The organism is Amycolatopsis halotolerans, assembly GCF_042647905.1.
Lineage (GTDB): Bacteria > Actinomycetota > Actinomycetes > Mycobacteriales > Pseudonocardiaceae > Amycolatopsis > Amycolatopsis halotolerans.
Genome location: NZ_JBHRWI010000019.1, coordinates 175,709 through 189,289 on the forward strand (window position 1 = coordinate 175,709; position 13,581 = coordinate 189,289).

General features: G+C 66.6%; 10 protein-coding genes, 2 tRNA genes and 1 riboswitch. Of the genes, 9 read left to right on the forward strand and 3 right to left on the reverse strand.

Features of this window, described 5'->3' with window-relative positions; genetic code table 11:
• The first annotated feature begins 7 nt into the window (after window positions 1-7).
• Window positions 8-136: riboswitch (cobalamin riboswitch) on the forward strand.
• Between the two features lie 951 nt (window positions 137-1,087).
• The 5 genes from ACFORO_RS14870 to ACFORO_RS14890 all read left to right on the forward strand — a co-directional run bounded on the left by ACFORO_RS14870 (window position 1,088) and on the right by ACFORO_RS14890 (window position 6,831).
• Window positions 1,088-2,110, forward strand: a complete 1,023-nt coding sequence (locus ACFORO_RS14870) for a FecCD family ABC transporter permease (protein WP_377874905.1) — start codon at window positions 1,088-1,090, stop codon at window positions 2,108-2,110.
• Window positions 2,111-2,899: an ABC transporter ATP-binding protein gene (locus ACFORO_RS14875; protein WP_377874903.1), complete on the forward strand. Its 789-nt coding sequence runs from the start codon at window positions 2,111-2,113 to the stop codon at window positions 2,897-2,899.
• Window positions 2,892-3,896, forward strand: a complete 1,005-nt coding sequence (locus tag ACFORO_RS14880) for an ABC transporter substrate-binding protein (RefSeq protein ID WP_377896568.1) — start codon at window positions 2,892-2,894, stop codon at window positions 3,894-3,896. The genes ACFORO_RS14875 and ACFORO_RS14880 overlap by 8 nt, the downstream gene beginning before the upstream one ends.
• A gap of 210 nt (window positions 3,897-4,106) precedes the next feature.
• Entirely contained in the window at window positions 4,107-5,777 is a 1,671-nt protein-coding gene (gene cimA / locus ACFORO_RS14885; protein WP_377874899.1) for a citramalate synthase, read from the forward strand.
• A 283-nt stretch (window positions 5,778-6,060) separates the two neighbouring features.
• Window positions 6,061-6,831: a fumarylacetoacetate hydrolase family protein gene (locus tag ACFORO_RS14890; RefSeq protein WP_377874897.1), complete on the forward strand. Its 771-nt coding sequence runs from the start codon at window positions 6,061-6,063 to the stop codon at window positions 6,829-6,831.
• 860 nt (window positions 6,832-7,691) lie between these two features.
• Here the strand turns inward: ACFORO_RS14890 and ACFORO_RS14895 are convergent.
• Window positions 7,692-8,930, reverse strand: coding sequence for an FAD-dependent oxidoreductase (locus tag ACFORO_RS14895; RefSeq protein WP_377874895.1), 1,239 nt, complete (start codon window positions 8,928-8,930; stop codon window positions 7,692-7,694).
• Between the two features lie 838 nt (window positions 8,931-9,768).
• On the opposite strand from ACFORO_RS14895, the gene ACFORO_RS14900 reads away from it, so the two are divergent.
• The 3 genes from ACFORO_RS14900 to ACFORO_RS14910 all read left to right on the forward strand — a co-directional run bounded on the left by ACFORO_RS14900 (window position 9,769) and on the right by ACFORO_RS14910 (window position 10,889).
• Window positions 9,769-10,605: an HAD family hydrolase gene (locus ACFORO_RS14900; RefSeq protein ID WP_354739264.1), complete on the forward strand. Its 837-nt coding sequence runs from the start codon at window positions 9,769-9,771 to the stop codon at window positions 10,603-10,605.
• Window positions 10,606-10,654: 49 nt separating this feature from the next.
• A tRNA-Gln gene (locus ACFORO_RS14905) sits at window positions 10,655-10,726 on the forward strand.
• A gap of 90 nt (window positions 10,727-10,816) precedes the next feature.
• Window positions 10,817-10,889, forward strand: a tRNA-Glu gene (locus ACFORO_RS14910).
• A 497-nt stretch (window positions 10,890-11,386) separates the two neighbouring features.
• Here ACFORO_RS14910 and ACFORO_RS14915 read toward each other — a convergent pair.
• Window positions 11,387-12,445: an FAD-dependent monooxygenase gene (locus tag ACFORO_RS14915; protein ID WP_377874893.1), complete on the reverse strand. Its 1,059-nt coding sequence runs from the start codon at window positions 12,443-12,445 to the stop codon at window positions 11,387-11,389.
• 76 nt (window positions 12,446-12,521) lie between these two features.
• Here ACFORO_RS14915 and ACFORO_RS14920 point away from each other — a divergent pair, with 76 nt between their 5' ends.
• Window positions 12,522-13,010 carry a TetR family transcriptional regulator gene (locus ACFORO_RS14920; protein WP_354739268.1) on the forward strand — a complete coding sequence of 163 codons (489 nt, stop codon included), beginning with the start codon at window positions 12,522-12,524 and terminating at the stop codon, window positions 13,008-13,010.
• Here the strand turns inward: ACFORO_RS14920 and ACFORO_RS14925 are convergent.
• Complete coding sequence (locus tag ACFORO_RS14925) at window positions 13,007-13,507, reverse strand: MarR family winged helix-turn-helix transcriptional regulator (protein ID WP_377874890.1); 501 nt, start codon at window positions 13,505-13,507, stop codon at window positions 13,007-13,009. The two genes, ACFORO_RS14920 and ACFORO_RS14925, sit on opposite strands and share 4 nt — an antisense overlap.
• Window positions 13,508-13,581 lie beyond the last annotated feature (74 nt).

Sequence of the window (13,581 nt, forward strand, 5' to 3'; positions counted from 1 at the left end):
CCCCGTCCTGAGTTTTTCGGACCCCCGCCGCGGAAGCCGGTCGAAATCCGGCGCTGACCCGCAACGGTAGGCCTTCGGCTCCTGTTTCTCGGGAGCCGAAGGCGAGCCCGATACCGGCGGAGGTTCCTCGAACCTCGTCCCCTCCCGTCGTGGTCTGCGGGAGACGACACTCCCGCCGCCGGCGGCTGCCGTCTTTTGCGGGCCCAATGTCTCGATTGGGTCGTCGCCGGTGGTGTCTTCGTCTTGGTCTTCCTCTTCGTCTGAAGAACGTTCAGCTTGTCCCGGATCCGTGTTGGGCGGGGCTGGGGATTCGCCAGTTTTTGGCGACGGCGGTTCTGGCGGGGTTTCGCCGCCTGCTGTCGATGGGGATTCGTCGGCGGTTGTCGGGGGTGGCCGTCTTTCGCCGTTGAGTGGCGAGAGCGCTTCGGTGCCGTCTGGTGGTGGTTCGCTGGCGGACGGCTCCGGTGGTTCGGCTCCTTCGCTCTTTGATGGGGAGAACGGTTCTGGCCGTTCGCCATCTGGCGGCGACGGTGTTCCGGATGTTTCGCCGCTGAATGTCGACGGTGCGTCGGCCTGTTCGACCGGGCGTGGTGTCGATGCCGCGGATCATTCGCCACCTAGCGGCGACGGCTGGTCGGCCGGTTCAGGCTTGCGGGCTTCCGGTGCTTCGAGTGTTTCGCCGCTGGGCGGCGAGGGTGCCTTGGATGGTTCGGGTTCGTCCAGTGACGGTGCGCCGAACGTTTCGCCGCTGAATGGCGAAAGCGGTTCAGCGGCTTCGCCATCCAGCGGCAATGGCGGCACGCCTGACCTAACCCGGCCGGGTGGTGCGGCGGCAGGGGATTCGCCATTTCGCGGCAACGCGGTGCCCCGTCGCGGTGAGCCGCCGATCGACGAGACGCGGGCCGACGGCTCGGTCGAGCGTGAACTGAGCGGCTCCGGCGCTCGCGTCGTCTCACCGCTGAAAGACCAATCCGCGCGCGAAGGGCCCGTTTCGCCGCGGGTCGGCAAATCCGAGAACCAGCGGATTGCGTCGCCGTTGAGTGGCGAATCCCAGGTCACGGCGGTTGCCGTTCAGCGGCGACGGCCGGTGACGCCGGTGGTCATCGGGCTGGGCGTGGCGTTGCTCGGGTCGATTGTCATCGCGGTCGGGATCGGGACGGTGGCGGTGCCGGTCACTCATACGTGGTCCTTTCTCCGCGCTGGGTTGTTCGGCGGGACGATCGGTCCGGACGAGGTCGGGCAGTATCGGATCATCTGGGACCTCCGGCTTCCTCGCGTGCTGTTGGCGGTGGTCGTCGGCGCTGGGTTGTCGACGGTCGGCGTCGCGATCCAAGCCATGGTGCGCAACGCGCTCGCCGAGCCGTATGTGCTGGGGATTTCCTCGGGTGCATCCGTCGGGGCGACAGCGGTGACGTTGTTCGGAGTCTTCGCGTCGCTCGGGATCTATGCGTTGTCGGTCGGGGCGTTTGTGGCTGCGCTCGCCGCGACCTTGATCGTTTATCTCGTCGCCCGTACGCGGCAAGGGCTTACGCCGCTGCGTCTGGTGCTCACCGGAACGACGTTGTCCTATGGGTTTTTCGCGATCACCACGGTGATCGTCTTCCAAGCACCGAACGGCGAGGCCGCGCGATCGGCGTTGTTCTGGCTTCTCGGCAGTCTCGCCGGCGCGAATTGGGGCACGCTGCCGATCGCCGCGATCGTGGTGGTCGGCGGCGTTTTGTTGTTGCTGGCGCTGGCCGGCCGGCTCAACGCGCTCGCCATGGGCGACGAAGCGGCGACGACTCTCGGCGTCGACGTCGGGAAGCTGCGGGTCCTCCTGTTCATTGTTTGCGCTGCCATGACTGGGGTTTTGGTCGCGGTGAGCGGAGCGATCGGGTTCGTCGGCCTGATCCTTCCGCATCTGGTGCGGCTGGTCGTCGGTGCTGATCATCGCCGGGTGCTTGCGGTCGCGCCGCTTGCCGGCGCGGTTTTCCTGGTGTGGGTGGACGTCGCGGCGCGGGTGCTCGCCGCGCCCGAGGAGTTGCCGATCGGGGTGCTTACCGCGGCGGTCGGGGTACCGGCCTTCCTGCTCTTGATGCGCCGTCGCGCATACGTGTTCGGGGGTGCGTGAATGGACCTCTCGCTCAATGGCGTCAGCGTGACCGCGGCCGGTCGCAAGCTGGTCGACGACGTGACCCTCGAAGCTCGGCAAGGGCAATTCGTCGGGCTGCTCGGTCCGAACGGCAGCGGAAAGTCGACGACGCTGCGTGCCGTCTACCAGGTGCTCAAGCCGTCAGCCGGAGCCGTGCTGGTCGACGGTCAACCGGTGGACGGCATGGCACCGCGAAAGCGGGCACGCGCGATCGCCGCCGTAGCGCAGGAATCGCACGCGGAGTTCGACTTCACCGTCGCCGAAGTGGTGGCGATGGGTCGAATGCCGCATCACGGACTGCTCGACCGCATGAGCGCAGCCGACCATCGCCTGTGCGCCGCCGCGCTGGATCAAGTCGGCTTGGCGCACCTGGCCGACCGAGGCGTGCTCACGTTGTCCGGCGGCGAACGGCAACGCGTGCTGATCGCGCGCGCACTCGCCCAGCAGCCACGGCTCCTAGTGCTCGACGAGCCGACCAACCACCTCGACATCCGGCACCAGCTCGAAGTCCTGGCGCTCGCCCGCGCCAGCGGACCGACGGTGCTGGCCGCGCTCCACGACCTGAACCTGGCCGCGGCTACCTGCGACATGGTGCACGTGCTCGACCACGGCCGCCTTGTCTCGAGCGGAACCCCGGCCGAGGTGCTCACGCCCGCTTTGCTCGCTGACGTGTTCGGGGTGCGCGGCCATGTGGTGCCGCATCCCGCAACGGGGCGTCCGCAGTTGTTGTTCGACCAGCTCGAGTCCCAGGAGGACAGTCATGCGTAGGACAGTCGCGTTGATCGTGACGGTCGCCCTCGTCGCCACCGGATGCGGCGCTCAAGTGTCCGAAGGAGACAGTGCGGCGTCCCCGGCCGGATTTCCCGTGACGGTGACCAACTGCGGTTCGTCGTTGACCGTGTCCAAACCTCCTTCTCGGGTAGTGACTAATGACATCGGCATCACCGAGCTGATGTTCGCTCTCGGCTTGGGCGACCGGATGGCCGGTTACGTGGTCGACAAAGGACAGTCCAGCGGGGTGGCATCGTCGCCCTGGAAAGCCGATTTCGCCAAGGTGCCCAAGCTCGCGGAGAAGATCAACCGTGAGGTGGTGCAGGGCGCGGGAGCGGACCTCGTGTTCGCGGGCTGGAACTACGGCTTCTCAGAGGCGACCGGGTTCACCCCGGACTCCCTCGGGAAGCTGGGCATCTCCAGCTACTTGCTCACCGAGGCTTGTCGCAACGGCAATGGCAAGCAACGGGGCATCATGCGGCCGCTCGACGCGCTGTACACAGATGTGCGCAATTTGGGGAAAATTTTCGGAATCAGTGATCGTGCAGAACGTTTGATCGAAGAGTACCGCGCACGGGTCGCCGCTGTCACGAACGCGGTTCCGGCCGGGCGGCCGAAGCCCAAGGTCTTCCTCTACGACGACGGCCGTGACCAGCCATTCACCTCCGGACGCAACGCGGGCCCGGACGAAATCATCACCAAATCGGGTGGTGCCAACATCTTCGCGGACCTCAACGACAGCTGGGCGAGCGTCAGCTGGGAAGCCGTGATCCAGCGCGCGCCGGACGTCATCCTCATCAACGACTACGGCGGCGAGGTCGGCAGCGTGGCCGACAAGGAGAACTTCCTGCGCTCGCGTCCCGGCCTGCGCGACATCCCGGCGGTCAAGGAAGGACGCTTCTTCGCGCTGCCGTACGCGGCTTTGGTGGAGGGGCCGCGAAATGCGGCCGCGGTCGAAGAATTCGGTCGCTACCTGGCGAATCTGCCCGGCTGACGGCTCTCAGAAGGTGGGAAGCTTCGCCCGGCGCTTGGACGCCGGGCGAAGCTGTGGCATGATGTCCGGCATGACCGCCATCTCCATCATTATTGCCTTGCGCGCCGGATAGACGCTCCACAAGAGCTACCGGCGCGCAACCTCTCGCACCCATGCGGGAGGTTTTTTTGTTGCCTGGACCAGGTTCTGCCCCGCCACAAGGAGAACACCGTGACCCGCACGGAACCCGCCGGCACGCCGCTCGGCGATGCCTTCCACCTCTACGACACCACTTTGCGCGACGGTGCTCAGCGCGAAGGAATCACCTACTCCGTCACGGACAAACTGGCCGTCGCGCGGCTGTTGGACGAGTTGGGTGTCGGGTTCATCGAGGGCGGCTGGCCGGGTGCGCTGCCGAAGGACACGGAGTTCTTTTCCCGTGCGGCAAAGGGAGAATTGCCGCTCAAGCACGCTGCGCTCGTCGCGTTCGGATCCACCCGCAAGGCGGGAACGACGGCCGACAAAGACCCGCAGGTCCGGGCGCTTCTGGATTCGGAGGCTCCGGTCATCACCTTGGTGGCCAAATCGGACCTCCGGCACATCGAGCGGGCACTGCGGGTCGACGTCGACGAGGCATGCGCGATGGTGCGGGACACGGTCGCGTTCCTCGTCGGCGAAGGACGTCGAGTTTTCCTTGACGCGGAACACTTTTTCGACGGCTACGCCTTCTCCTCCGAAACTTCGCTGCGGGTGCTCGACGCGGCGGCGCACGCGGGCGCGGACGTTCTCGTGCTGTGCGACACCAACGGTGGCCAGTTGCCGCTAGGACTTGCTGAAACCGTAGGCGAAATCAAGGAAAAGACCGGATTCCGGCTTGGAATCCATTGTCAGGATGACACTTCCTGTGCTGTGGCGAACTCTGTCGCCGCGGTACAGGCCGGCGCGACGCACGTGCAGTGCACCGCGAACGGCTACGGGGAACGGGCAGGCAATGCCGACCTGTTCGCCGTAGCGGGAAACCTCGTGACCAAGCTCGGAATGGAGGTCCTCCCGACCGGAGGCACCGCCGAGCTCACTCGCGTCTCCCATGCCCTGGCCGAAATCGCCAACCTCGCACCCGACACCCATCAGGCTTACGTCGGGTCGTCCGCTTTCGCCCACAAGGCGGGGCTGCACGCGAGCGCGATCAAGGTGGATCCGTTGTTGTACAACCACATCGATCCGTCTTCTGTCGGCAACGGCATGCGAGTACTGGTCACGGAGATGGCCGGCAGGGCCAGTCTCGAGCTCAAGGGACGTGAACTCGGGGTCGACCTTGCCGGCCGGCCTGACGCACTCACGAACGCGGTGCGGAAGGTGAAGGCACTCGAATCGGAGGGCTGGTCGTTCGAGGCGGCCGACGCTTCGCTGGGGCTGTTGCTGCGCCGCGAGGTCGAGGAGGTTTCCGGCGAGAAGTCGGATCCGCCGCCGTTCGAGCTCGAGTCGTATCGGGTGGTGCTGGACCACCGGCCGGACGGCGAGGTTGTTTCCGAGGCGACGGTGAAGGTGCATGTCGCGGGCGAGCGGGTCATCGCGACCGCGGAAGGGAACGGCCCGGTGCATGCCCTCGACGCGGCGCTGCGGCAGGCGTTGACGCCGTATCTGTCCTGGTTGGACAGCATGGAGCTGGCCGATTACAAGGTGCGGATCTTGCCGTCGAACCCAGGGACTAACGCTGTCACCCGGGTGCTTCTCGAAACTAGTGACCGCGAACACGAATGGACGACGGTGGGGGTGCACGGCAGCATCGTCGAGGCGAGCTGGCTGGCGTTGTGTGACGCGTTGGTCCACAAGAGCCTGACAGTCGCGTCGGAGCGGGAGCAGACGGTGCCTGAGCTGGGAGTGGCTGCTGTGGGCGGGTGAGTAGGGCTGACGGATGAGTCGCGTTGGGACGTTTGCGCCTGGTGTCCTTCGTGTGGTGGGTATTGCGGCTCACAGTCGGGTCTGTTGACGACCGTTCGTGTTGGTGCTGCGGGGAGTGGTCGTGCAGGCCGTCGTTTCTTGCTGGAGTGAAGGGTCGTTTCGCGCCATTTCGGTCACGGCCGGTTAGCCGGTGCGAGGGTACATTCGCGCGGAATCGAGCGATGGGGACTGTCGCGCACGCTCGGGGTGCGCGACAGTCGGTGGGTATACGTAGACTGGTGTGGTGCGTCTAGCTCGTATTGCTCATCCCAGTGGTGTCGCGTTCGCTTCGATCGAGGGGGACGGCGACGACGCCCAGGTCCTCGAGATCGCGGAACATCCGTTCGGCCAGCCGAACTTCACCGGCAAGCGCTGGCCGCTCGCCGACGTCCGGCTGCTCGCGCCGATCCTGCCGTCGAAGGTGATCGCCGTCGGCCGGAACTACTCGAAGCACGCGGCGGAGTTCGGCAACGAGGTGCCGTCCGCGCCGATGCTGTTCATCAAGCCGTCCACGACGGTGATCGGGCCGAACGCTCCGATCCGCCGTCCGTCGGATGTCGGTCGCGTCGACTTCGAGGGCGAACTCGCGGTCGTCATCGGACAGCCGGTCAAGAACGTGCCCGCGGCCCGCGCGGCCAGTGCGATCCTCGGTTACACGGTCGCGAACGACGTGAGCGCGCGTGACCTGCAGAAGTCCGACGGCCAGTGGGGCCGGGCGAAGGGTTTCGACACCTTCTGCCCGCTCGGTCCGTGGATCGACACGTCGATCGACCCGTCCGACTTGGCGCTCCGCAGCGAGGTCGACGGAGAGCTGAAGCAGGACGGCCGGACCTCGGATCTCGTGCACAAGGTGCCCGAGCTGGTGGAGTTCGTGTCGCGGGTGATGACGCTCCTTCCCGGCGACGTGATCCTCACCGGCACGCCGGAGGGAGTCGGCCCGATCGTTGACGGGCAGTCGGTGTCCATCACGATCGATGGCCTCGGGACCCTGACGAACCCGGTGCAAAGCCTCTGAGCTGGCTGTCGCCGTTTTTCGGCGACAGCGGCTCGGCGGGTGGTTTTGGGCGTTGCCGTTTAGTGGCGAATCCCTGGTCGGGATTGGTTTTCTGGCCGTTGGGGAGGGTCGGGCGTGGCTCGGGCCGTTGCCGCTGAGCGGCGAGGCACGGGGCCGGTGCCGGGTTGCTGGGGTTGGCGGTGTCGTTGCCGCTGAATGGCGAATGGTGCTCGACGCTTCGGTTGGTGAGCGGTTGGCGCTGTCGTCGCTGAGTGGCGAGAGGCGACTTGGCGCTCGCGTTGGTGAGCAGAGGTTGCTGTCGTCGCTGAGTGGCGAGAAGTGAGTTGGTGCTCGCGTTGGTGCGCGGTGGGCGCTGTTGCCGTTGAGTGGCGAGAAGCGACTTAGTGCTCGTGCTGGGCAGTCGGTGCTGTCGTCGCTGAGCGGCGAATGGCGACTTGGCGCTCGAGACTGGTGAGTGGACGCTCTTGTCGGTCGGTGGCGAGAGAGTCGTTGATGCTCGGTTGGCGAGGCGTCGGGGTTGTCGCCATTTAGCGGCGAAACGGTGGCGGGGCCCACTGGGCTGGTGGCTGGTGCTGTTGCCGATGGGTGGCGACGGCATATGGGAGACTTTTAGCTGCCGGGCGGTGCGAGTTTTTGCCGTTCAGTGGCGAGGGTGGTCGGCTCATGAGCGGGCGACTCGCTGTTGCCGGTTGGTGACTTGGGGGTCTGCGTCGGGTGGGCGGCGCCGTTGTCGCCGGGCAGTGGCGAAACGGGTTGCCGTTGTTTTGCCATGGCCCACCGGCGGGTGCGTGCCGGTGGGCGGTGGGTGGCAGGTCGCGGGTAAGAGGCGTTGCCGTTTGGTGGCGAATCGGTTGTGGGGGCTAGCGGCGTGCTGGTTCTGCCGGGCGGCGGGCGAAGGCTGGTGCGGATTCCCTGCGGATGCCTACGCCGATGAGGAATGCCGGGACACGGGAGAGTTTCGGGAAGCGCCTGAGCAGCGTGATCAATTGACGCGGGGGTCCGTCGGCGCGCCCGGTCATTACGGGGCCCATCACGCGGCGGTGGAGAAGGCGTTGCAGACCCTGGACGGCGACGGTCGGCAGGAGGCGGCGGCTGCGGACGGCGGCGAGATCCTTTTCGGTCGGCCTGCCTCGCAGGAGCGGGTCGGCCAGTAGCCTCGCGGCGGCGACGGCGTCTTGTACCGCCAGGTTGATTCCGACGCCGCCTACCGGGGACATCGCGTGGGCGGCGTCGCCGATGCAGAGCAGGCCGTCGACGTGCCAGCGGTTCAAGCGGTTGAGGCGGACGTTGAGGACCTTGACGTCGTCCATCGACTTCAGTTCGTGCACTCGGTCGGCGAATTCCGGGCAGACCTCGACGACGTCGCGGCGGAAGCTTTCGATGCCTGCCTCGCCCAGATCTTTGCCCTTCGGCGCGAGGTAGGCGATCTGGTAGTAGCCCTTGCGCGGCAACGGCACGGCGAAGTGGCGCTTGCTCATCCTCGGCATCAGCGTGGCTTCCCGCTCTTCGGGCTTCCTGGAAAGGCGGAACCACCAGGCGTCGAACGGGGTGTAGTACTCGCGCGGGGTGAGGCCGGCCGAGCGGCGGGTCAATGACCAGCGGCCGTCGGCGGCGATTACCAGGTTGGCCGTCAGTTCGCCTTCGGTGCCGTCGGCGGCGCGGTAGCGGACGCCGGTGACCCGGCGGCCGGAGCGGAGGAGGCCGGTCATTTCGGTTTCCAGGCGCAGGGTGAAGGTCGGCTCTTTCTGCGCTGTTTCGGAGAGCAGGTCAAGGAAGTCCCATTGGGGGACCATCGCTACGTAGGGGCGGGGGACCTTCAGCAGCGACATGTCGGCGATGGTCAGGGGGTCGCCGTCGGGGGTCGGGAGTCCGACGGTGGTCACCTTCGTGTGGGGCAGAGCCTCGAACTTCTCGCCTAGGCCCAGTTCGTCCAGGAGCGCGAGGGTGGACGGATGGACGGTGTCGCCGCGGAAATCGCGGAGGAAATCCGCGTGCTTCTCCAGCACTGTGACTTCTACGCCCGCTCGGGCCAGGAGCAGTCCCGCCACCATGCCGGCCGGCCCGCCGCCGACGATGACGCACCCCGTGTGTTCGGTCATCTTTCCCAGCTCCCCTCTTATTCATCGTTTGTTGAATAATTCGAGGATGCACCTGGGCGGACAGGGCGTCAAGTCGGCCGATGGGGTGTGTTCGTGGTCGTCGACGGTCGGGAGGTGCGCTTGGGCGCCGTGGTCGAACTGAGGGGCTGGCGAAGGCTTCAAGGGGGTGTTGCCGGGAGCCCTCAGGGGGGCGGTGGCTGCGGAAGTGTTGGCGGCAGTCGGGCGCGGCGGGTGCGGGTAGTTGGTGGTGCGTGGGCGGCGAAGTCGTGAGACGGAAGCGGGGGAGGGGCGCCGCAGAGGGGGATTGCGGAGGCGGGAAGTTCGACTGGTTGGTGTCAGCAGAGGAGTTGATGTTGTCGTGCGGGGACCAGAATGTGGGGAGTTTGCGTAATGGTGTGTGGTCCGCGTATGTGGATCTCGAGAGAGTGCTGGGGGCACTGCTGCCCGGATGGAAAGAGCGGAGTACCGATATTTTTCGGGAAAAGATTTCGGGCGGTTAGTTCGGTGGCGGAAGCTATGCGTGGTTGTTGTTGCTTCGGCGGGTGGCAGAGTCCGGGAGGGACGGCTCTGTGGCGGGAAAGGGTTGGGGCGACAGGGTTTTTCGGCGACAGGGCAACAGGGGCTGGCGTGGGTGGCTGAGGAGATCGTTCGGAATTTGCAAGTTCTCGGAGGAGTGTGGAGTAACCGTCTTTCACCCGCTCGGCCCTCTGGGGCGGTGGTGAACGTCACCGGGCGGACACTTTGTGCACCGGCAGTAGAGCCGGTCAGCGGCAACGGCTCGGAGGTAATCACCTTTTTGGCCGCGTTGCGAACGCGGCGAGTGCCCTAGCCTCACGGGGTGGATTTCGCCCCGGCCGCTCTGTCGCGCGCTCGCACTGCCCCGCCGGCCGCTGCCGGCCGCGAACCGTGGGCGCCTCCTGAGCTGAGTCTGGTTTGCCTCGACATCGATGACACGTTGATCGATTGCACCGCCGCGATCCGCCGTACCTTGCACGCGCTTACCGGGCGCGACGACCTCTGGCCGTTGTGGGATTTGATCACCGAGGAGCACGTCGCGCTCGTTGTCGCCGGGAAGCTTGGCTACGACGTGATGCATCACCGGCGTACTGAATGTTTCCTTGCCGAGTTGGGTATCTTCGGGGACTCCGCGCAAGTGAGCGCGTTCGAGGCGCGCCGGCGGGAGATTTTGGCGCGGTCCTGGCGGTTATTCGATGATGTTCTTCCCTGTCTTGAATGGCTGCGCGCCGCCGGACTGCAGCTCGCCGCCGTGACGAACGCCTCAGGGGTTCATCAGCGGCAGAAAATCGCGGAACTCGGGCTCGCGCCGTTTTTCGACCATGTCGCGATCGCGGGCGAGGTCGGGGTCGCGAAACCCGATCCGGTGATGTTCCACTCGGTGTGCTTGGCGCTGGACTGCCCGCCGGAGCGCACGGTGCACGTCGGGGACAAGCTCGACACCGACGCCATCGGCGCGTTCGACGCCGGGCTCGGCGCGGTGTGGCTCGATCGCGACGGGACCAGTCGCACCGGCGAGCGCGCGCCCGAGGGAGTACACACGGTGACGGGCCTCGATGAGCTTCCTGAGCTGCTGGTTTCGGAGTACGCGACCGTCGGTGTGCCCGCCCCTCGGGCGGCGGGGACCCCCGCTGCGACGGTCCGCGGCGGGATGTTCTAGTATTTCTTCTCGTGCGGCACTGACCTGGGCAACCGGGAAAGTACCTCACTGGGGTATGGTGTAATTGGCAGCACGACTGGTTCTGGTCCAGTTAGTCTAGGTTCGAGTCCTGGTACCCCAGCTGCGGAGAGGACCCCCTCTCGGAAGTGCGAAATCGCTTCTGGTAAGTTCTCTCTCGCAAGAAAAGCCCCGGAAACGGGGAAGTTCCTAAGCCCCCGTCGTCTAGCGGCCTAGGACGCCGGCCTCTCACGCCGGTAGCGTGGGTTCGAATCCCATCGGGGGTACAGCCAGCCCGGTTGATCTTTGGATCAACCGGGCTTTGTTGTGTTTATGGGGAAAGCCCGGGGTTGATGGGGTGGGCGGGGCTGGTGGGAATGAGGCCGGGTTCCGCACGGGATTGCGGTGTGTGACGCGGGTTGCGGTGTGCGGGTGGCGTCCGGGCCGACGAGGAGTGGGTCGGGCGTGGCCGGAGGCGCAAAGTTCCGCGGGCCGGTGCAAGGCCGGGAATTGCGGGCGAGCGGTGGCTGGGGACGGGGTGCGCGAAGCGCTGCGGGCCAGCAAAGCTGAGACCTACAGCCGAGCGGTGGCCGGGGGAGGCGGGCGAAAAGCGCCGCGGGCCAGCAAAGCCGAGAGTTGCAGGCGGGCGGTGGCCGGGCGGCGCACGCAATGCGCTGCAGGCCAGCAAAAGCCGAGACTTGAAGGCGAGCGAAGGCCGTAGGAGCGGCGGGGCCTGCGAGGAAGCGAGCAAGGAAGCCACCGGCCGCGGGCAGGGAAGTCCAGCTCAATCCTCCTGTGCGCCGCCGAACAGCGCGGCTGCGGAGCGGCCGTTGGTCTGGTTTTCCGTGACATACGGGCGGAGTTCGGCTTCATACCGAGCGAAAGCCTCCGCGTGATCCGCAGTCGCCAGGTGGCGGGCCAGTGATCGCGCGCCGAGCAGGGCTTGGGACGTGCCCATGCCTGCGGCGGGTGCGGCGCAGTATCCGGCGTCTCCCAGCAGGGCGATTCGGCCCGTTGCCCAGCTGTCCAAATGCACCTGCGCATTCGAGCTGAAGTAGAAGTCCGAAGCTTCCGACATCGCCTCCAGCAACCGAGGGGTGTGCCAGGTGTCACCGGCGAAAGCGGTGCGCGTCGCGGCTTCCTGGTCGGCTCGGGCGAGACGGTCCAGGGCTCCGGAAGGCGTTCCGAAGGACAGGCTCACGGTGAGACGGTCCGGATCCGCTGAGTTGAACAGGTAGACCGCGGTGCCGTTTACCGCGCGGAGGAGCCCGCTGTGATCCAGGGCAAGGAAGTTGGGCATCGTGAAGCCTGCGCCGGAGAGGCCTAGGTGTTGCAGGGCCACGGAGTGTGGGGCGAAGGCCAGCTGGCGGACTTTCGAGTACACGCCGTCGGCGCCGAAGACCAGGTCGTAGGTCGCCGCAGTGCCGTCGGTTAGTTCGGCGGTCACTTCGGTCTCAGTTTGCGTCAGGGATGTGATCGAGGTGCCGAAGCGGTACTCGACATGATCGACAGTCAGGGCATACAGCAGCTCGTTCAGGACGTGCTTGGGGACCTCTAGCTCGCCGGCGAAAGCTTCGGCGGGGAGGTGGTCTACCTGGGTGCCGTCGCGGTCGAGGATGGCGGTTCCGGTCATTTTCGTGTCGTGGCGGCGGACTGACTCGAGGATGCCCAGCTCGGACAGGACATCGAAGGCGGCACCGCGGAAATCCACGGCGTAGCCGGTGTGCCGGAGGGTGGGGGCGCGTTCGACGAGCGTCACGCGGTGGCCGGAGCGGGTGAGGAGTTCGGCGAGGGTCGTGCCGGCTACGCCTGCGCCGGAGATGAGGACGTTCAGGGAGGTCATGGGCCGACGGTAGACCCGACTTGTCCATTTGGTCAAACCATTTGGTCAAACCAAGCGGGCAAGATAGGCTGTGCCCATGGGCAATCGCGAGGATCTGCTGGCCGGGGCGAAGCGGTGCTTGGTCGAGCGGGGCTGGGGCAACACGACGGTGCGCGACATCGCGGCCGCGGCGGGGGTCAGTCACGCGGCTATCGGGTATCACTTCGGGTCGCGGGACGCGTTGCTGACGCAGGCGTTGGTGGCGGCGGTCGACGAGCTCGGCGGGGAAGTCGCGGATTCGTCGTTCGACCTGTCCGAGCAGGGGCTGAAGCGGATGATCGGCAGCTTCGGCGAGCATCGGGCGTTGTGGGTGGCTCAGCTTGAAGCGCTGGTGCAGGCGGAGCGGTCGCCGGACGTGCGCGAGCATCTCGTCCAAGGACTGCGCGAGGCGCGCAAAGGGGTCGGCGGGGCGGTGCAGAGCGCGTTGGTGATCGGGCTGATGGTGCAGTGGCTGCTTGATCCGGAGGAAGCGCCGTCGGCGAAAGAGGTGACCGACGGGATTCGTGCGGTGGCGGCGGAAATTTAGACCCAGACTGGGTCGGCGGGACTTCCGGCTGGGGGTTCGCCGCCAGCCTCGGCGAAAGCGGTCAGGGCGGCTACCAGGCCACGCCGGGCCGTTTCGGGCATTTTCTCCACGATGGCGGCGATTTCGCGACGCCGTCGATGAGTGACGACGCGGACGATTCGGTCGCCTTCCTGAGTGAGTTCGATGACGACCTCGCGGCGGGACGACGGATTGCCCAATCGGGCGACCAGCGCGACCGCGACCAGGCGGTCGATCATCCGGCTCGCGGTGGAGGGCGTGACGCCGAGATGTTCGGCGAGCGCGGCCTGTTTGAGCGGGCCGCGGGAATGCAGCACCACCAGCAGCCGGAATTGCGGCACGGTGATGAGGTCGCCCGCCGAGGCGATGGACCGCGCGGACACGGCGACCAGCAGGCGGGAAGCGGTGAGCACGGCTTCGGTGACCGCGTCGACGTCGTCGGGTACGTCGGTGCGGGCAGGAATCGGCGCGCGAGACATGCGACCAGTGTGCCGTATCCCGCGGCGGATTCCGCTCGATAACGGTGCTGGGCAACGAATCAGGGGGAATCGGG